At 48.5% G+C, this 18,474-nt stretch carries 14 protein-coding genes; 11 read left to right on the top strand and 3 right to left on the bottom strand.

What is annotated here, in order from left to right; genetic code table 11:
• Positions 1–98: 98 nt before the first annotated feature.
• The 3 genes from FMS18_RS14275 to sat form a co-directional block, all read right to left on the bottom strand.
• Positions 99–353: a hypothetical protein gene (locus tag FMS18_RS14275; RefSeq protein ID WP_163295354.1), complete on the bottom strand. Its 255-nt coding sequence runs from the start codon at positions 351–353 to the stop codon at positions 99–101.
• Positions 316–1,956 carry a chorismate mutase gene (locus tag FMS18_RS14270; RefSeq protein WP_163295353.1) on the bottom strand — a complete coding sequence of 547 codons (1,641 nt, stop codon included), beginning with the start codon at positions 1,954–1,956 and terminating at the stop codon, positions 316–318. Before FMS18_RS14270 ends, FMS18_RS14275 begins: the two co-directional genes overlap by 38 nt.
• A gap of 179 nt (positions 1,957–2,135) precedes the next feature.
• Complete coding sequence (gene sat / locus FMS18_RS14265; RefSeq protein ID WP_163295352.1) at positions 2,136–3,416, bottom strand: sulfate adenylyltransferase; 1,281 nt, start codon at positions 3,414–3,416, stop codon at positions 2,136–2,138.
• 897 nt (positions 3,417–4,313) lie between these two features.
• Here sat and aprB point away from each other — a divergent pair.
• From aprB to FMS18_RS14210, 11 genes are all read left to right on the top strand, one after another.
• Complete coding sequence (gene aprB, locus FMS18_RS14260) at positions 4,314–4,799, top strand: adenylyl-sulfate reductase subunit beta (RefSeq protein WP_136675921.1); 486 nt, start codon at positions 4,314–4,316, stop codon at positions 4,797–4,799.
• Positions 4,800–4,876: 77 nt separating this feature from the next.
• On the top strand, positions 4,877–6,868 hold the full coding sequence (gene aprA, locus FMS18_RS14255) for an adenylyl-sulfate reductase subunit alpha (RefSeq protein ID WP_163295351.1): 1,992 nt from the start codon (positions 4,877–4,879) through the stop codon (positions 6,866–6,868).
• Positions 6,869–7,028: 160 nt separating this feature from the next.
• Positions 7,029–8,267, top strand: a complete 1,239-nt coding sequence (locus FMS18_RS14250) for a CoB--CoM heterodisulfide reductase iron-sulfur subunit A family protein (protein ID WP_163295350.1) — start codon at positions 7,029–7,031, stop codon at positions 8,265–8,267.
• Positions 8,268–8,272: 5 nt separating this feature from the next.
• Positions 8,273–10,561 carry a hydrogenase iron-sulfur subunit gene (locus FMS18_RS14245; RefSeq protein ID WP_163295349.1) on the top strand — a complete coding sequence of 763 codons (2,289 nt, stop codon included), beginning with the start codon at positions 8,273–8,275 and terminating at the stop codon, positions 10,559–10,561.
• Positions 10,562–10,575: 14 nt separating this feature from the next.
• On the top strand, positions 10,576–11,796 hold the full coding sequence (gene qmoC / locus FMS18_RS14240) for a quinone-interacting membrane-bound oxidoreductase complex subunit QmoC (protein ID WP_163295348.1): 1,221 nt from the start codon (positions 10,576–10,578) through the stop codon (positions 11,794–11,796).
• A gap of 21 nt (positions 11,797–11,817) precedes the next feature.
• Positions 11,818–12,501 (top strand): hypothetical protein, encoded by a 684-nt coding sequence (locus FMS18_RS14235; RefSeq protein ID WP_163295347.1) that lies wholly within the window; start codon positions 11,818–11,820, stop codon positions 12,499–12,501.
• Between the two features lie 618 nt (positions 12,502–13,119).
• The gene (locus FMS18_RS14230) at positions 13,120–13,875 is read left to right on the top strand and encodes an ABC transporter ATP-binding protein (protein WP_163295346.1); all 756 of its coding nucleotides are present in this window, start codon (positions 13,120–13,122) and stop codon (positions 13,873–13,875) included.
• A gap of 28 nt (positions 13,876–13,903) precedes the next feature.
• Positions 13,904–15,037: a branched-chain amino acid ABC transporter substrate-binding protein gene (locus tag FMS18_RS14225; RefSeq protein ID WP_163295345.1), complete on the top strand. Its 1,134-nt coding sequence runs from the start codon at positions 13,904–13,906 to the stop codon at positions 15,035–15,037.
• Positions 15,038–15,103: 66 nt separating this feature from the next.
• A complete protein-coding gene (locus tag FMS18_RS14220) occupies positions 15,104–16,006 on the top strand; it encodes a branched-chain amino acid ABC transporter permease (RefSeq protein ID WP_012765830.1) in 903 nt (300 codons plus the stop codon).
• 28 nt (positions 16,007–16,034) lie between these two features.
• Positions 16,035–17,204 carry a branched-chain amino acid ABC transporter permease gene (locus tag FMS18_RS14215; protein ID WP_163295344.1) on the top strand — a complete coding sequence of 390 codons (1,170 nt, stop codon included), beginning with the start codon at positions 16,035–16,037 and terminating at the stop codon, positions 17,202–17,204.
• Between the two features lie 3 nt (positions 17,205–17,207).
• Positions 17,208–17,921, top strand: coding sequence for an ABC transporter ATP-binding protein (locus FMS18_RS14210; RefSeq protein ID WP_163295343.1), 714 nt, complete (start codon positions 17,208–17,210; stop codon positions 17,919–17,921).
• Positions 17,922–18,474: the final 553 nt, after the last annotated feature.

The following is an 18,474-nucleotide window of genomic DNA, read 5'->3' as shown; positions in this document are numbered from 1 at the left end:
TTTCATAAGCTGATTTGAAACTAAGTGTCCTGTTGTACGTAGCTATCCCGCGTACTTCATAAAGTGCCCGCTAAAGCTGTTATGAGGACGGGATTCTGTTATCCTTCCATTCCGAGGCGCATTCGGTTTATTTTCCGTTGACGGATGTCAATTTCTGCTTCCAGACGCAGTTTACCCTGCTTGGATTCGAAGATTTCTTTGGCAAAAAAGATCCCTTCAGAAGGATCTTCACTTTCCATCAGCGTTTTTACCCGCTCTTTGCAAAGTGTAAGTTCCTTCTTAAAGTTCTCAATTTCTACTTCGATCTCAGGGATACTAATCGATTTTGATTCTTCTTCGGGTTGTTGATTCATCTTTTTTCCTAATCTCTGGGTCTTTTAGTCCGTCGACTTCCGGCAGGCTGTTGTAGAGGGTCCAGTAACGAGGCCAGAGTTCTGTTAGATCGCCGGGGTTTTCAATGGCAATACCCGGACGAATCCAGGCCATAAGACCGAGAGCAATACCGAAGAAAGGAGATGGTGCGGACCATGCTTCATCCCATTTGAGTCTGCCGGGAATAACGGTCAGTTCATCATCTCCACGTTCGTATCTGATGCCGAGGCGTTCGAGAAGTTCAATACCTTGTTCGAACATAACTGCGTCAGCAATGTTGCTGATTTTGCATTCAGAGCGGGAGTTGACCGCGAGGGCCAGGCCAATGGGGAAGAGGCCATTTGCATTTCCGAAATCAAAAAAAGCTTCAGTCGCGGTTTCACCCTTGGTTGCGGTGATGCTTCCTTTGGAAATTTCAATATCAACACCACCAGACTTCAATGTCTTGAGTGCATCTTCGGCTACAACGTTCTTCGGCCAGTCACCATTAATGGTAACCTGTCCGCCACTAAAGGCGGGGATTGCCAGCAGAGCGGCGCAGAGTTCAGGTTCCAGTGCAATGACAGGCTGTTCAGGAACTGAAATTTCTTTTGTGGCGGGAACGCTACATTCCGTATTATTCAGTTTCGCTTTTATGCCGCATATTCCTAGAACTTCCACAACCTCCTGAAGGAGATACATACCATGCCAGCCTTCAGCGAATTTAATGGTCAAGCCCTGCGGATAGGTCCATGCAGCAAGCGCGAGAGCAGCAACAAATTCCGCAGGTGTGTCTTCAGAAATTTCAATAGAGGAAGCCATGCGTCCGCCGCATTCAAGGCGTGCAGGTAATCCGTGGCTCTGCAGATCAAGAGTATTAAGTCTTGCTCCCAGCGGAGAAAGGATTTCTGCCAGAGGACGGGAATCATATTGCTTGAGGATCGGACCTCCGGCAATCTTGAATTTGCCCACTGTTTTAAGACCAAAAGCAATGGCCAGATACATGGTCATGGGATTGTCACCGGCAAAGACGAGTTTTTCCTCAAAGTCGATTCCGTCTCCGGCGCGGGATTCAATGGTTTCACCATCCCATGAGATATGGGCACCGGACTGGTTGAAGGCTTTGATCAGTTCGGTGATCTCATCGTTGACGCACAGGGGGCCCATCTGAGCTTCAGCTCCGGCAGCAGCACTGAGTGCGATCCAGAGTTTAGACTGAAAAAGCGAACCGGGGCCGTCAAAATTGACATTAACCGGCTTTTGGGGCGGAGAAAGAACATATGTAGAAAGCTTGCGGTTTTCGGGTTTGGCAACTCCTGCGTAAGCAAGGTTGTTGAGCTGATCGAAAACACGACGTGCAGTTTTAAGGTCGAATTTTTTGCTACCGGCTTCAGCGGTCCATGTTTCAAAGATGCGTCTTTCCATATCCGGGTCACCAAGGGGCAAACCTTTCTGTTTGCGCTTGGATGCAGCTTTACCCATGAGGTAATTTCTGCGGGATACGATGGAAAGAAGTCTTGCGTCCAGCTCTTTGATTTCGTCGAGCAGGGACTGTCTACGCGGTGCGGAACCGCCGGAACGGTCAAATTTTTTATATTCGGGCATTATTTTTGTTTCCTGAAATGTGATATAGAGAAGTCCACCTTAATAGCGCGATTTTATATAATGAGCAACCCCTCTGTCTGGGGGTGAAAAAGCTTCTCTATCCGCCAGTAAAAAAACAAAAAAAGGGAGGAAGCGTTGCCGCCTCCTCCCTGAATATGCAAGTAGTGATACTACTTTAATTACATTGCGTCGCCGGAAGCTGCGCCCTGCATTTTGACTTCAACCTTTTCGGTGAGGCCTTCGTAGTATTCACGGAGCTGTACGATTACTTCGTCGCGACCGAAGTGGTCTACGATTTCAGCACCGTCGGAGAGAGCTTTACGCAGTTTGGTACCGGAAAGGATTACGCGCTCTTCTTTGTTGTGAGGGCAGGTTCTCAGGGAAGCCATGCCGTCACATTTGTAGCAGTAGAAAGTCCAGTCAATTTTCATGGGCTCGCAAAGCAGTGCTTTACCGGGCTCAGGACAAGCTTCGGTTGCGTAAGGAATCTTGTTGAAGATATCCTGAGCTTCGAACAGACCGTAGAAGTCACCAACACCAGCGTGGTCACGACCGATCAGCATGCGGTTAACACCGTAGTTCTGACGGAAGGTAGCGTGGAGGAGGCCTTCACGGGGACCTGCGTAACGCATATCAAGGGGGTAACCAGCCTGGATAACGTTTTCTTTAACAAAGTAGTGCTCAACGAGAGTGTCGATAGCTTTAACACGTACTTCAGCAGGAATGTCTCCGGGCTTGAGGTTACCGATCAGGGAGTGGATCAGACAACCGTCACAAACTTCGATGGAGATCTTTGCGAGGAACTCGTGAGAGCGGTGCATGGGGTTACGGAGCTGGAGAGCGGAAACTGTGGACCAGCCTTTTTCGTCGAACATGGCACGAGTTTCTGCGGGGCGCAGGTAAACGCCTTTGTACTGCTCGGGGTATTCGCCTTCGGAGAGGACTTTAACGGGACCAGCGAGGTTGTATTTCTTCTGAGCCATAACCATCTGAACACCGGGGTGATCTTCAAGTGCGGTCTTCCAGAAGATGGAATCTTCAGATTCTTCGCCTTCGCCTTTGAATACTTCGTAGCATTCCCATTTTTTGTCTTCTTCGGTCATTTCGTATTTTTCAGTGATCTGCATGGTAGCATATACTTCACCGTCATTTACGAGAGCGATTTCGTCGCCGACTTTAACGCTTTCGTCGTCGGAATCGAGGGTAACCGGAACAGGCCAGAAAGTGCCGTCTTCCATGAGAAATTTTTCGCAAACGCCTTTCCAGTCTGCTTTACCCATGAAACCGTTCAGGGGAGAGAAACCACCACAACCCATCATGATGAGGTCGCCTTTAGCGCGGGCGGAAATTTCGATTTTGGGAAGATCAGCAGCTTTTTTCTGTTCTGCTGCGAGTTCTGCGCCTTCGAGAAGGCAGCATACGAGACCTTTACCACCGTGAGGGGCTACGAGCTTAGACATGTTTACGTCTCCTTGTAGTAATTATTTTTTCAACACCTTGGCCCTTCCGCAAGACCTCCGGAATCTAGTCTTCGGCCTCCGGGTTTTGGATGGAGGCAACGCTTCAAATAAATATGAAGCGGGTCTGCGGAACGAAATATCGTAAAAACCAATATCATGGAGTGAGCTTGTGGGATAGTCCAAAAACTCAATTTCTCCATAAAGCTTAAGAGGGGTTATGAATGGTTTGTGAAAGAAATGTCAAGGGCAAAATTGAAATGGAGTGAAATTTTTCACGTTCTCTTTTGTGTTGGAGGGATTTCTGGGGGAGATTTGCAGGAGAATCGTGTGGAATTGTAGTGTCTTGTATTGGATGGAGCAGGGTTCGAAGCTGGTTTGCTGATAAATGGGGTGGGTTGGTTTGGTCTGCTATTAAGGTCTGCTTGTGTGGTCTGAGTGCTTACTTGCATATTTCATGTTGGGTCGCTGTTTGAGGGTAACATATAAGATTGGGGTTGAATTCGGAGTTAGTCTAGAGAAAATCCGGTGAAAGTCTATGGTCTTGCCTTGTAAAATCGGTTTGTTAGAACAGTTGTGAAGAAAATCCCACAATATGAAAAAAAGGCTTGCAATTAAAGGCTAGATTGAACTAAATACCAATCCATGATGGAACACATTATTGTTTTGTCGCAATAGTTCGAGTCTGTTTATAAGTACTCGGAAAGTTTGGCGGCGGTGTTTCAGAACCATTTATATAGCGGATTTGAAATTAGCTTGTTCTAAATTTCACTTTCGCCTTGACACCGAGAATCGGGCTTGATAGTTACTATTTTCACGAGCCTGAAATATTAGGCTGTTATGAATGGTTTTTAGGATGTCGGTGATTGATAACATTAAACCCTTTTAGGAGGACTAGGTATGCCGACCTTTGTCAATCCGGAAAAGTGTGATGGCTGTAAAGGTGGAGAAAAGACCGCCTGCATGTACATCTGCCCTAACGATCTTATGATCCTGGACCCTGAAGAAATGCGCGCTTACAACCAGGAGCCTGAAGGCTGTTGGGAGTGCTATTCCTGCGTAAAAATTTGTCCTCAGGGCGCTATCGAAGCTCGCCCCTACGGTGACTTCGCACCCATGGGCGGTACTTCTATCCCCATGCGTTCTGCTGAAGACATCATGTGGACTGTGAAGTTCCGTAACGGTGACGTTAAGCGCTTCAAGTTCCCCATCCGTACTACACCTGAAGGTTCCATTAAACCTTATGAAGGTAAGCCCGAGCCTACTGACCTCGACAACGAACTTCTCTTCACCGAGACTGAACTTACTACTCCTAAAGAAGTAGTTGGTCTTAAAGTTGATGTTGCCGATGCAGACAAGACTACTGCTTGGAAGGATCTGGATTAATTAACTCCCCTTCTCTAAATTTGAAAGAAGTCGGACTTATTAATTCGTGCAATCAAAAACCTAAGTAAGGAGGAAACATGCCTCTTCTCCCTAGTAAAGAAGCCTCTAAAGGTGTTGCTCTCGCAGAACCTGAGCTTATAGAAAAAGACGTGGACCTGCTCCTCGTCGGTGGTGGTATGGGTAACTGCGGTGTTGCTTATGAAGCATGCCGTTGGATCGAAAAAGTTGGTGGCGACCTTTCCATCATGCTGCTTGATAAAGCTGCTATGGAACGTTCCGGTGCTATCGCACAGGGTCTGTCCGCTATTAACACATACCTCGGCGAAAACGATGCTGATGACTACGTACGCATGGTTCGTACTGACCTCATGGGCCTCGTTCGCGAAGACCTTATTTATGACCTCGGCCGTCACGTTGATGATTCCGTTCACCTTTTTGAAGAGTGGGGCCTGCCTTGCTGGATCAAAAAAGACGGTAAAAACCTCGACGGTGCAGCTGCTAAAGCAGCTGGTCTCTCCCTGCGTAACGGCGACGCTTGCGTTCGTTCCGGTCGCTGGCAGATGATGATTAACGGTGAGTCCTACAAGTGCATCGTCGCTGAAGCAGCTAAGCTTGCTCTCGGCGAAGACAACTACATGGAACGTATTTTCATCGTTAAAATGCTCCTCGACGCTAATGAGCCTAACCGCATCGCTGGTGCAGTTGGTTTCTCCACACGCGAAAACAAAGTATACGTTTTCAAATGTAACGCAGCTGTTGTAGCTTGCGGTGGTGCTGTAAACGTTTACCGTCCTCGCTCTACTGGTGAAGGTCTCGGTCGTGCATGGTACCCCGTATGGAACGCAGGTTCCACCTACACCATGTGTGCTCAGGTTGGCGCTGAAATGACCATGATGGAAAACCGTTTCGTACCCGCTCGTTTTAAAGACGGTTACGGTCCTGTTGGCGCATGGTTCCTGCTTTTCAAAGCAAAAGCTACCAACTACAAAGGCGAAGACTACTGCGAAACTAACCGCGCAATGCTCAAGCCTTACGAAGATCGCGGCTACGCTAAAGGTCACGTTATCCCGACCTGTCTGCGTAACCACATGATGCTCCGTGAAATGCGTGAAGGCCGCGGCCCCATCTACATGGACACCGCTACCGCACTGCAGAACACCTTCAAAGAGCTGTCCCCCGCTGAGCAGAAACACCTCGAGTCCGAAGCTTGGGAAGATTTCCTCGATATGTGTGTTGGTCAGGCTAACCTCTGGGCTTGTCAGAACATCAAGCCTGAAGAGTCCGGCTCTGAAATCATGCCTACCGAACCTTACCTCCTCGGCTCCCACTCCGGTTGCTGTGGTATCTGGACTTCCGGTCCTGATGAAGAATGGGTTCCCGAAGATTACAAAGTGAAAGCTGACAACGGTAAAGTCTACAACCGTATGACTACTGTTAACGGCCTCTGGACATGTGCTGACGGTGTTGGCGCTTCCGGTCACAAGTTCTCCTCCGGTTCTCACGCTGAAGGTCGTATCGTTGGTAAGCAGATGGTACGCTGGTGTGTAGATCACAAAGACTTCAAGCCGACTTTGAAAATTGACGGCCCTGCTCTTTTGAAAGAAATCTACCAGCCTTGGTACACCTACGAAGAAGGTAAAGCTCTCTCTACCGACCCCGTAGTTAACCCCAACTACATCACTCCTAAGAACTTCATGATGCGCCTGATGAAGGCTACTGATGAATACGGTGGTGGTGTTGGTACCATGTACGTGACTTCCAAGTCCCTGCTGCACACTGGTTTCCACCTCCTCGAAATGCTCGAAGAAGATTCCAGAAAACTGGCAGCTCGTGACCTCCACGAACTCATGCGTTGTTGGGAACAGTTCCACAGACTGTGGACTGTACGCCTGCACATGCAGCACATTGAATTCCGTGAAGAGTCCCGTTACCCCGGTTTCTACTACCGTGGTGACTTCATGGGTCTCGATGACTCCAAGTGGAAATGCTTCGTCAACTCCAAGTATGACGTAGAAAAAGGCGAAACTAACGTCTTCAAAAAAGCATACCACCAGATCATCCCCACCTAAGCCGGGAATGACTATATGCGGCTGCGGGCTTAATGCCCGCAGCCGTTCTTTCTCGGAATGCATTGAAATGGTCTGAATCCGAATTGCGACCGAGACCGGTCGGTGTCCGGGTTTGGGCCATTTTATGGCTTGGGCCTCAAAGAGTTCAGGAGGATAGAGAATGTCAAATAGCATACTTGTCGTGGGCGGCGGGTTCAGTGGGATTACCGCTGCACTCGAAGCCGCTGAAGTAGGCCATGAAGTCTTCATCGTGGAGAAGGCGCCTTATCTGGGTGGCCGGGTGATGCAGCTGAATAAATATTTTCCGAAGCTGTGTCCTCCTTCCTGCGGACTGGAGATTCAGTTTCAGAGAATCAAAAACAATAAGAACGTTAAGTTCTTTACCTTGGCTGAAGTGGAATCCATTGGCGGTTCCAAAGGCAATTACGAAGTCAAGGTTCGCATCAAACCCAGATATGTTGGTCCCGGTAGTGTTGATCTCACAGAAGTCATCGAGAAATTGTCTAATGACATTACCGATGAATTTGAGTTCAAACTCTGTGACCGCAAGGCTCTTTACATGGACGTTCCTTTTGCGTTTCCCGCAAGGTACGTTCTTGAAAAAGAAAATTGCACCGATGAAGACCTCAAGATCCTTGGTGATATCGATGCTATCGATCTCAAAGAAGAGGAAAAGGTCATCACACTTAACGTGGGTTCCATCGTCTACGCTACCGGCTGGAAGCCTTACGATGTTACCAAACTTTCCAACCTCGGCGCAGGTACTGTAAAGAACTGTATTTCCAACATGGCGATGGAAAGACTTGCAGCTCCAAGCGGACCTACCGACGGTCAGATTGTGCGCCCCTCAGACGGTGCACAGCCCAAAAACATCGCATTCGTACAGTGTGCGGGTTCCCGCGATGAAAATCACCTCAATTTCTGTTCATACATCTGTTGCATGGCTTCTTTGAAGCAGGCCGCTTATGTTCGCGAACAGTATCCCGATGCAAAGGTCACTATTTACTACATCGATCTGCGTACTCCGGGACGTTACGACAAGTTTGCCAAGCGCATTCTTTCCGATGACAGGATCAACGCCGTTAAAGGTAAGGTCGCTGATGTTATCGAAGAATCCGGTTCCGGCAATGTTCTCGTCACTGTTGAGGATGCTGAAACCGGTATTAAGGCCCAGAACGAGCATGATCTCGTAGTACTGGCTACCGGTATGCAGCCCAGCCTGGCAGGTACTCCGGTTCCCTCCGGCGTACAGGTTGACGATCAGGGCTTTATTGTCGGCGGTGAGGAACAAGGTATTTTCGCTGCCGGGTGTGCAAAGCAGCCTCTGGATGTCATGAAGACAGCCCAGTCCGGTACTGCTGCCGCTCTCAAAGCGATTCAAACGGTCATAGGGAGGTAGTCGACATGCCCGAAAAAATCGGTGTTTATTTCGACCAAGCGAGCGTATCTCCTTACCTGAACGCTGAAGAAATGGCTGAACTTGTCGGTCGCGTTTACGCGAACGAATGTCCGGTCGTAAAGGTGCACCCGCGTCTTAACAGCGAGGAAGGAAGAAAGCTCATTCAGGAAGATATCGACGCTGGCAGCGTTGACGCAGTATGTATCTGCGGCACTAGCCCTCGCGTTGACTGGGATATTTTCGACTTCGACGGTGTCGCAGTCGAACGAGTCAACCTGCGTGAACAGTGCATCAAGGTTTTCAGGAATCCCGACGGCACCATGCCTGATCCTAACGGCGAAATTCCTGAGCTCCTCACAATAATGGCAAACGAATACGTCAAAATGGGTGTTACCAAGCTGCTCAAGACTAACGAGCAGGAATCTCAGGCTTTTGATGCCAATAAGGTAGTCATGGTCATGGGTGGTGGTTTCACCGGTCTTACCGCAGCTATTTACGCTGCCAAGACCAACCACGACGTAATTCTGGTGGAAAAGGAAGCCAACCTCGGTGGTAAGGCTGCTGGAATGTACAAAACATTTCCCCTTTCCTACCCCTATACTGAAGCACATGAAACCGGAATCGAGGCTCTGATCTCTGAAGTTCAGTCCAATTCCAGAATCAAAGTGCTCACCTCCGCACAGCTCGAAGCTCTCGAAGGCGCTCCCGGACAGTACACTGCTAAAGTGAAAGTCGGTGGAAGTGTTGAAGAGATGCCCGTCGGTGCATGTGTTCTGGCTACCGGCTGGGTACCTCAGGATACAAAATACGTAGAGCCCATGGGTTACGGTTCTTCCAAGGTTGTGACTGCAGCTGAATTTGAAGCGATAGTTAAGGAAGGCAAAATGACAGCTAAGTCTGTTGCCTTTGTTCTTGATACCCGCCTCAGTGAAGCAGAATTCGCAGCTCAGGAAGACGCATACGCAAACCGTTCCGAAGAAGAGGTCGCAGCGGCTGATGCTGCCGCAGCTGAAGCAGCTGAAGGTGAAGAAGAGGAAAAATTTGTCTATGAAGACATGGAATCCTACAAGCACCTTCCCTATACTTCTGAGCTGAGCAGTTTGGTAGCCCTCAAACAGGCTAACTACGTTCGCGAAATGAATGAAGACGCTATTGCTTACATCATCTACGATCACATGATGGTCCCCGGTGTAAACGAGCGTTATTACCGTGCAGCACAGGATAATCCCGGCGTAATGCTGACCAAGGGTACCGTTACTTCCATTAAGGAAGAGGGTGCCGGAATGGTTATCGCCGCGGATAATACCCTGCTGGGCGAAAATATTGAAATCGAAGCTGAACTGGTTGTTGTTCCTACCGGTATGGTACCCACCACCGCGCACGATCCGACCATCAACCTCGTATACAGACAGGGTCCTGCATTCCCCGATCTCCAGCAGTTCGATGGATACGCAGACTCCAACTACATCTGCTTCCCCTACGAAACACGCCGTACCGGTATTTACGCCGCCGGTTGTGTCCGTCAGCCCATGTCCATGGGTCTGGCCCGTGAGGATGCAGCAGGTGCTGTGCTGAAAGCGATCCAGTGCATCAACTCCGCTAACCACGGCGTTGCTGTCCACCCCCGCTCCGGTGACAACACCTATCCTGTTTTCAACTTCATGCGCTGCACACAGTGTAAGCGTTGTACCGAGGAATGTCCCTTCGGCGCACTTGATGATGATGAAAAAGGAACACCAATGCCGAATCCTTCCCGTTGCCGCCGTTGCGGTACCTGTATGGGGGCCTGCCCTGAGCGCGTAATCGGATTCGACAACTACAACATCGATATGATCGGTTCCATGATCAAACAGGTCAACGTACCTGATGATATGGAAGCTGACGGTCCCCGCTTTATCGTTCTTGCTTGCGAAAACGATGCCTACCCGGCACTCGATATGGCAGCTATGCGCGGTAAAGGCTGGTCTCCTTACGTTCGTGTTGTTCCCGTCCGTTGCCTCGGCTCAGTGAATACCATCTGGATTGCTGATGCAATGTCCAAGGGTATTGACGGAGTTCTGCTGCTCGGTTGTAAGTACGGTGAAGACTATCAGTGCCACTTTATGAAGGGGTCTGAGCTTTGTAACCGCCGTATGGAAAACGTCGCTGATTCTCTGAACAGACTTGGCGTTGAACCCGAACGTGTTGTACAGGCTGAACTTGCCATCGACGAATATGACAAAGTACCCGATATGATCGATAACTTTGTTAATGAGATGATTAAGATCGGTCCTAACCCGTTCAAGGGCTACTAGGAGGTAGACGCGACATGGAAAAAGATATTCGCATTAAACCGGATCTGCAATTCATCAAAGAATTGCAGGAAGTCGGTGGCGAAAGCCTCAAGAAGTGCTATCAGTGCGCAACTTGCTCTGTAGCCTGTCCCCTCTCGCCTGCCGACAACCCTTACCCGCGTAAGGAAATGGTCTGGGCTCAGTGGGGCCTTAAAGATAAACTCGTAAATGACATCGATATATGGCTGTGTCACAACTGCGGTACCTGCTCCGACCTGTGCCCCCGCGGCGCTCGTCCTGCTGATCTGCTCGCAGGTCTGCGTAACATGGCCTATCAGAAGATGGTAACCCCCTCCATTATCGGTAAATGGATGGCTTCTCCCAAGCACCTGCCCAAGCTTATTGCTATTCCGGCAGCTATCTACATGGTGATCTGGTTCATCATGGCGGGAGTTCGCGGTTCCTTCTTCCCTCTTAAAGATGGTAAAATCGTCTACGGACACCTGTTCCCCGGCGACTTTACTATTGACCCGATCTTCATGATTGCTTTCGGCTTCATGGTTTGGACCTTCTACAAAGGAGTGAAGAACCTGATCGCATCATTCGCTGATCAACCGAAGGTCTTTGCTGTAGGTGACAAAGCTGAAAAGCCCAGCATGCTGGAGTGCTTCATCGACGTTTGCAAAAACGAACTGCTGACTCACTCCAAGTGGAAAGAATGCGGTGAAACCGACGAAGCTGATGAGCAGAAGTTCAACGGCCACCGTTTCATCATGGTTGCATTCATCTGCCTGATGGTTGTTACCGGTGTGGTTGCTGTAACCCACTGGGGTGGAAAGATTATTCCTTTCCTCGGCCCCATCGGCCATACTCCCATGCCGCTGTGGCATCCGGTTAAGATTCTGGCCAACGTCGGCGCGGTACTGCTGGTTTACTCACTGGTGCTGCTCACCAAGCGTCGCCTGAATCAGGACCAGGGCGTACACGGTTCCAGTTATTATGACTGGTATCTGCTCGGCCTGATCTGGACTATCGCCGTTACCGGTATCATGTGCGAAATCCTGCGTCTTCTCGGCGTAGCATCTCTCGCATACCCCATGTACTACGTGCACTTGATCGCCGTATTCATGATGTTTGTCTATCTGCCGTGGTCCAAGCTCGGACACCTTGTCTACAGGACCGCAGCTTTAACTTATGCAAGATACATCGGCCGTCTGCCCATGCCGGTCCGTGAAGAAAAGACTTTTACTCTGTAATAGAGCAAGGAGGAACTAACCATGTCTGAAGCACGCAAAACTTTCCCCATGAGCACTTTTGTGTCCTATATTAAGGGTGGCGAAAGCAACAACTCTGTTCAGGAACTTCTGGGTTACATGACTCAGAAAGACATTGATGCTGAATTCGAACCTTTTGCAGCAGCACTTGCAAAAGCTTGGATTTACGAACAGCATCCTGAACTGGCTAAAATGAAAACCGGTCAGGTTTCCGGTCTCGGCGAAAACGTATCCGTTGGCGCTCTTCCCGGCGACGTGATGGGTCAGGTTGACGCAATCTTCGAAAAGCTCGCTGGATACCGTGCATCTGTTTCCGAACAGGCTGCTAAGATTCAGGATCTCGAAACCAAACTTGCTGCAGCTGAAGGCAAACTCGGTGAAACCGAAAAAGCCATGGCTGAATACAAAGGCAAGTGTGAAGCTTTTGAAGCTGCTGGTAAAGACGAAGGCGATAAAGTCATCGTTACTTCCCAGGAAAAAGTTGAAGAGTACATCGGCAAGGTTGATGAGCTCCTCAAGATGATCGAAGACGTTAAAAAGCACGGTGTTGTAACCGTAGCTGCCGGTGCTGTTGCTGAAGGCGCAGCTCCTGCTGATGCTGGTTCCGCCGGTGCCCCCGCAACTGGTGGTGCACCTGCTGAAGACTTCGGTTTTGGTTCCGACCCCTTCGCTGACGAAGGTTGGTAGGCCGCTTAAGCCTGTAGCTTCATTTAATTGAAGAATGTGAGACCCTGTCCGCTTGGCGGACAGGGTCTCTTTTTTTGCATAAGGTATGACAGAATAAAATTTTTTTATGGAAAAATTACATAAGTGAAAAGTTATTTACTGCTGTATTAATAGTGATATGATTGAATAAATGAAAATACTCGAACTTAATTCATGAAAAAGACGTTTTGAGTGGACAAATGTCAGCTAAAGTCAAAGGTGTAATGATTTCTCTCAAAATTAGCCAATTATGGAAAATAGTGCTAAATCTATGGACAATTTTGTAAGCAAGAAAAGACTTTTATTAAGCATTATAATCTGTATGATTAAATGCGAATCAGCAGATGTAGATACTAATGTTAGTGAAAAATACTAGAACGCAGAACATAGTTATATTTGTTTTCTGCTGTACTTTGATCAGGTGATCAACTGTATTGCTGTAAACTTAGTTGTGTACTGATTCTGCAATCAGCTGGATATTTTAATTCACAGTAAAACATTGTTGTTGCGAATATTAATTCTTTAGATCGAGTTAGTAAGGAATAAAAATCGTCTTCTATCTTGATCTTAAGAAGAATAATGTGTATAGGTATGTCCAATATGGCAGAACTTCATTTACACGACGTGAGCGTCCGCTTCGGTGGGCTGCAGGCTTTGGCAGAGGTTAACTTCTCTCTCATGCCGGGAGAGATTGTGGGGCTTATCGGTCCCAACGGTGCTGGCAAAACTACAGTCTTTAACGTGATAACCGGGGTCTATTCGGCTTCCGGGGGGCACGTGGAGTACAACGGCGAAAACCTAACCGGTCTTAAGCCGTATCAGGTGCTTCATAAAGGCATTGCCAGAACCTTCCAGAATATTCGTCTGTTCCAGAACATGACCGCCCTTGAAAATGTAATGGTCGCCCAACACTCTCGCTCATCATGCGGAGTTTTCGGTGCTGTTTTCCGCACCCCGGCTCAAAAAAGGGAAGAGGCGCGGATCAAGGAGAAGGCCATGGAGGAACTCCGTTTCGCGGAGCTGGACGAATATGCTGACGAGGTTGCGTCAAGTCTTCCATACGGTCATCAGAGACGGCTTGAGATAGCCAGAGCACTGGCTTCAGAGCCCAGCTCTATTCTGCTTGACGAACCCGCTGCCGGCTTGAATCCGGCGGAAAGTTCAGAGTTGATGGAAACTATCCGTAAAATCTCTGAAAGGGGCATCAACGTGCTTATGGTTGAGCATGACATGAAAGTTGTCATGGGTATCTGCCAGCGGCTTGTAGTCTTGGATCACGGAGTGATGATTGCAAAGGGTAACCCTGAAGAGATTCAGAAAAATCCTGCTGTAATTGAGGCATATCTGGGTAACTAATCTAATTTACTTTAGGGAGGCTCATTCTATGAAACGTTTGTTTACGACTGTTCTGCTTACCGCAGCTATCATGATGCTCGGTTCCGGCATGGTTTTCGCGAAAACTCTTAAAATTGGCACAATGGGACCTTTGACCGGACCTTATGCTGCTGATGGTAATGACATCAAAAATGGCGCACTCACAGCTGTTGAAGTTGTCAAAGCTAATGGCGGAATCCCCGGATTCGACTCTATTGAAGTTTTGCCTCAGGATACAGCATGCGAACCTCGTCAGGCTGTTGCTACTGCAAACAAACTTATTAATGAAGAAGTGAATGGTGTTGTTGGAGCTTATTGTTCCAGTTCTACTCTGCCTGCTTCCGAAGTTCTGGATGAAGAGTCAATTGTCATGATTACTCCTGCCTCCACAAATGAGAAAGTTACCTCTCGCGGTCTTCCATACATGTTCCGCATGTGCGGCCGTGATGATGATCAGGGCGCGATTGCCCTTAAGTTTATGCTTGATAAACTCGGTGCTAAATCCGTTTATATTGTAGATGATAAAACTGCATACTCACAGGGTCTTGCTGACGGCGTTGAGAAAATCGCTAGTGAAGCAGGTATTAAGGTCCTCGGGCACGAGCATGTTAACCAGGGCGACAAAGACTTTTCAGCTATCCTGACTAAAGTTAAAAACACTAATCCTGACGTCTTCTACATGTCCATGCAGAACTCTGCTACCGGTGCGCTGATGCTTATTCAGGCTAAGCGTATGGGAATCAAAGCAGCACGTCTTGCACAGGATGCTGTTTACCATCCGCAGTTGATTGAAATTGCTAAAGACGCAGCTGATGGTGTATATCTTACTTTCGGCTATATTGATGATAACGCTCCTGCGTACAAAGAATTTTATGCAAAATACCAGCCTAAATTCGGTAGTCCCGGAGCATATTCCGGTTATGCTTATGATAGTGCCATGGCTTACATGAAAGCTGTTAAAGCAGCTGGTTCTACCGATCCTGAAAAGGTTAAAGCTGAACTCATGAAGCTTGATTACGATGGTGCTACAAAGCATATCAAATTCAAGCCGAATGGAGATTCCGGTTCTAACTACATTATCCGTAAAGTTGAGGACGGCAAGTTCGTCAACTACTGGAACCCCGCAACCGGTAAGCTCTACTAGAAGTCAAATCATGTCGGTCCCTGCCCGTTACGGGCAGGGACCATTACGTACAGCCCCCGGAAATCCATGGAATATTTTTTTCAGCAACTCATCAACGGTATTACCCTCGGCAGTGTCTATGCACTGATCGCATTGGGCTATACCATGGTGTACGGCATCATTCAGCTCATTAACTTTGCTCACGGCGAGTTTTTTGCTGCTGGCGGTTACGTCGGTGTTATCTTCATGAGCTACCTGCTCGCACAGGGTGCTCCGGCATGGGTCTGCCTGTCCGGTTCACTTATTCTGGCCATGGCCTACTGTGCTATGCTGGCTATGGCTGTGGAGAAAGTGGCTTATAAGCCTTTGCGCAGTTCTTCGAGACTTTCAGTGCTCCTTTCAGCACTGGGTATGTCTATTTTCTTGCAGAACGGCTTGATGCTTACACAGGGTGTCTATGACAGACCCTATCCCACCGAACTGACTCAGGGCGGATTCGAATTCGGAACAGTAATGCTGTCTTACATGCAGCTTTTTATTGTCAGTTTGACCGCTTTTCTGTTGGTGGCCCTCAATTTTCTGGTCTTCAAGACCCGCATCGGGAAAGCCATGCGTTCCACTGCTCAGGATAAGATTATGTCTGCGCTGGTGGGGATTAATTCCAATCGCATTATCAGCCTTACTTTCGCCATCGGTGCCGGTTTGGCTGCTGCGGCAGGGATCATGGTCGGTCTGTACTACGGATCGGTGCGTTACGATATGGGTTTTGTGCCGGGGATCAAAGCTTTTGCCGCCGCTGTACTGGGCGGAATCGGCAATATAACCGGGGCCATGATCGGCGGATTTATCATCGGCATGGTTGAGATTTTTGCTGCCGGTTATATTTCTGGTGAGTACAAAGATGTGTTCGCATTTTTGATCCTTATCGGAGTGCTTTATTTCAGACCTTCAGGAATCATGGGAGAGAACGTTGACGATACCAGAGTTTAAAAAGCACTGGACTTCTTTAGGCGTTGGGATGATCTGGCTCTTCGTCCTGCTCTGGCCTCTGCTGGGGATCAAGCCTGAAGGACTGGAAGTGGCAAGAACTTTTTCTGTATGGTGGAAGATTGCCGCCGGGTGTTCGTTTCTTCTTGTATTGAGACAGCTGAACAGTATCGGTGCATTCAATTTTATTACTAAACCTGCGGGCGCGGCTGTCGGCGGAGTTAAAAAGGCGACTTCGACTCTGCCATTTGCGGTCTGGGCTTTTGTCATACTTGCTTTTGCCTGTGCTTACCCGCATCTCTTCGGACGTTATGCGCAGGATGTGGCCATTAACTGCATGATCTACATCTGCCTCGGCCTCGGTTTGAATATCGTGGTTGGACTCGCTGGTATGCTTGATCTCGGTTATATCGCCTTTTACGGGCTCGGTGCCTATACTTATGCTTTGCTTTCGGTTTCCTACAAGTTGGCCTTTTGGATCTGCCTGCCCATAAGTGCGGCTGTTGCCGGACTGGGGGCCTGTATTATCGGTTACTGTTCTATGCGTATGCGCGGTGACTACCTTGCGATTGTCACTCTCGGTTTTGCGGAAATCGTGCGTATGGTTTTTAATAACTGGATGAGTTTGACCAACGGTCCTAACGGAATTACCGGGATCAAAGCACCGGGCATATATTGGCCTGACTTTGCTAACGGCATGACTTTGGAGCATCTCTGGCTCAAGAAACTTTCCCTGATTTACTACGTTATTCTCGCTCTGGTGGTTTTTACCATTATCGCAGTCTACCGTTTGAATCATTCCCGTATCGGACGCGCATGGGAAGCTATTCGCGAGGATGAGACTGCTGCCGAGGTTATGGGAATCCCCACATTTTATATGAAATTACTGGCTTATTGTTCCGGGGCCTGCTTCGGGGGCCTGGCCGGGGCTTTTTATGCTGCCCGTATGCGCTTTGTCAGCCCGGAATCATTCACCTTCCTTGAATCGGCAATGGTTCTTTCCATGGTTGTTCTCGGTGGTATGGGGTCAATCCCCGGTGTTATCCTCGGCGCGCTGGCCCTGATTGCTCTGCCGGAGATTTTCAGGGATTTTGAACTCTATCGCATGCTGGTTTTTGGTGGTGTCATGACCCTGATGATGCTCTTCAGACCGCAGGGTTTGTTGCCTCCCAAGCGTAGAATGAAGGCAAATAAGGATTAAGCCATGTCAGAACCTATCTTAGAACTTCGTGATGTCCATGCTGGATATGGCAGTATCAAAGCCCTGAAAGGTATCAGCATCAAGGTAATGGAAGGGGAAATTGTTTCCATCATCGGTGCCAATGGTGCCGGGAAATCCACAACCCTGATGACCATCTGCAATATCGTCGAGGCCACCGCCGGTGAGATTTATTACAAAGGCGAACGTATTAATAAAGTTGCGTCCGACCGTTTGCCTGCCATGGGACTCTGTCAGGTTCCTGAAGGAAGGCGCATCTTCCCGCGGCTGACCATTGAAGAAAACCTCGATATGGGGGCTTTTTTCCGTAGCGATAACGAAATCGCTGATGATATGGAGCGGGTTTTTGCAATGTTTCCCATCCTGCGCGAAAGACGCAGGCAGGCCGGAGGAACTCTTTCCGGTGGGGAGCAGCAGATGCTGGCTATCGGAAGGGCTCTTATGAGTCGCCCCAAGGTTTTGCTGCTTGATGAACCTTCCCTTGGTCTTGCACCTCTTATCGTCAAGCAGATTTTTGATATTATTAAAGAGATCAATAAGCTTGGGACGACGGTAATTCTGGTTGAGCAGAACGCCAAGGTTGCTTTGAGCATGGCCCATCGCGGCTATGTGCTTGAGACCGGGAGTGTGGTTATGGAAGATGAAGCTTCAAAGCTTCTTGATAACCCGGATATTCAGAAGGCGTATCTCGGCGAATAGCGGTTTTAAAATATGTTATGTTAGGCCCCCGCAGTGTTTTGCTGTCGGGGGCTTTATTTGAATAACGAGAGAGTAGCGCTGTCTTTGAGTGGTTAGTCGCTTGAGTTTAAGAGGGTGTATTAGGCTACCAAGGCAGGATACCAACAATAATTCAAAAACCCCTTGACCCCGGTCCTAGTTTTCTCTAGAACCTCTTCCTCGGCTGTTGAAGCCGGGAAGTTGATGCGCTTCGCGCTTTTGATAATTTGATTTCGCCTCCGGAGGTCAAAGAGACTAAGCCCCTTTGGAATCCCTGACTGGGGCTTAGTTTTTAGCTTTGAAGTTGTGGCAGTAATCCTGAAGGGAGCACGACAGCGGAAGGGCGGATTTATGAAGAAGTTAAGATTAAGAAGCTTTGAAAGAGTTGTTGACATTCGGATCGGGTTTGCATAGATTCCCAATCCGCGCTTAGCGAAAGCAAGGCACTGAGATCATTGAAAAAATATTTTGCGAGAACATGAAAATTAATGATTGACAGCGGCGGCTGAGTTGATTAGCTTCCGTCTCCGCACTG

The organism is Desulfovibrio sp. JC022, assembly GCF_010470665.1.
Taxonomy (GTDB): domain Bacteria; phylum Desulfobacterota; class Desulfovibrionia; order Desulfovibrionales; family Desulfovibrionaceae; genus Maridesulfovibrio.
The sequence above is the reverse complement of the archived record's forward strand: the minus strand, read 5'-3'. Positions and strand labels throughout refer to the sequence as shown.

What these genes read in the sequence shown, in the direction of transcription:
- FMS18_RS14270 (WP_163295353.1), bottom strand. Translation starts at nt 1,956, where the DNA reads ATGCCCGAATATAAAAAATTTGACCGTTCCGGCGGTTCCGCACCGCGT.
- FMS18_RS14235 (WP_163295347.1), top strand. Translation starts at nt 11,818, where the DNA reads ATGTCTGAAGCACGCAAAACTTTCCCCATGAGCACTTTTGTGTCCTAT.
- aprB (WP_136675921.1), top strand. Translation starts at nt 4,314, where the DNA reads ATGCCGACCTTTGTCAATCCGGAAAAGTGTGATGGCTGTAAAGGTGGA.
- FMS18_RS14220 (WP_012765830.1), top strand. Translation starts at nt 15,104, where the DNA reads ATGGAATATTTTTTTCAGCAACTCATCAACGGTATTACCCTCGGCAGT.
- FMS18_RS14250 (WP_163295350.1), top strand. Translation starts at nt 7,029, where the DNA reads ATGTCAAATAGCATACTTGTCGTGGGCGGCGGGTTCAGTGGGATTACC.
- qmoC (WP_163295348.1), top strand. Translation starts at nt 10,576, where the DNA reads ATGGAAAAAGATATTCGCATTAAACCGGATCTGCAATTCATCAAAGAA.
- FMS18_RS14245 (WP_163295349.1), top strand. Translation starts at nt 8,273, where the DNA reads ATGCCCGAAAAAATCGGTGTTTATTTCGACCAAGCGAGCGTATCTCCT.
- sat (WP_163295352.1), bottom strand. Translation starts at nt 3,416, where the DNA reads ATGTCTAAGCTCGTAGCCCCTCACGGTGGTAAAGGTCTCGTATGCTGC.
- FMS18_RS14225 (WP_163295345.1), top strand. Translation starts at nt 13,904, where the DNA reads ATGAAACGTTTGTTTACGACTGTTCTGCTTACCGCAGCTATCATGATG.
- FMS18_RS14275 (WP_163295354.1), bottom strand. Translation starts at nt 353, where the DNA reads ATGAATCAACAACCCGAAGAAGAATCAAAATCGATTAGTATCCCTGAG.
- aprA (WP_163295351.1), top strand. Translation starts at nt 4,877, where the DNA reads ATGCCTCTTCTCCCTAGTAAAGAAGCCTCTAAAGGTGTTGCTCTCGCA.
- FMS18_RS14210 (WP_163295343.1), top strand. Translation starts at nt 17,208, where the DNA reads ATGTCAGAACCTATCTTAGAACTTCGTGATGTCCATGCTGGATATGGC.
- FMS18_RS14230 (WP_163295346.1), top strand. Translation starts at nt 13,120, where the DNA reads ATGGCAGAACTTCATTTACACGACGTGAGCGTCCGCTTCGGTGGGCTG.
- FMS18_RS14215 (WP_163295344.1), top strand. Translation starts at nt 16,035, where the DNA reads ATGATCTGGCTCTTCGTCCTGCTCTGGCCTCTGCTGGGGATCAAGCCT.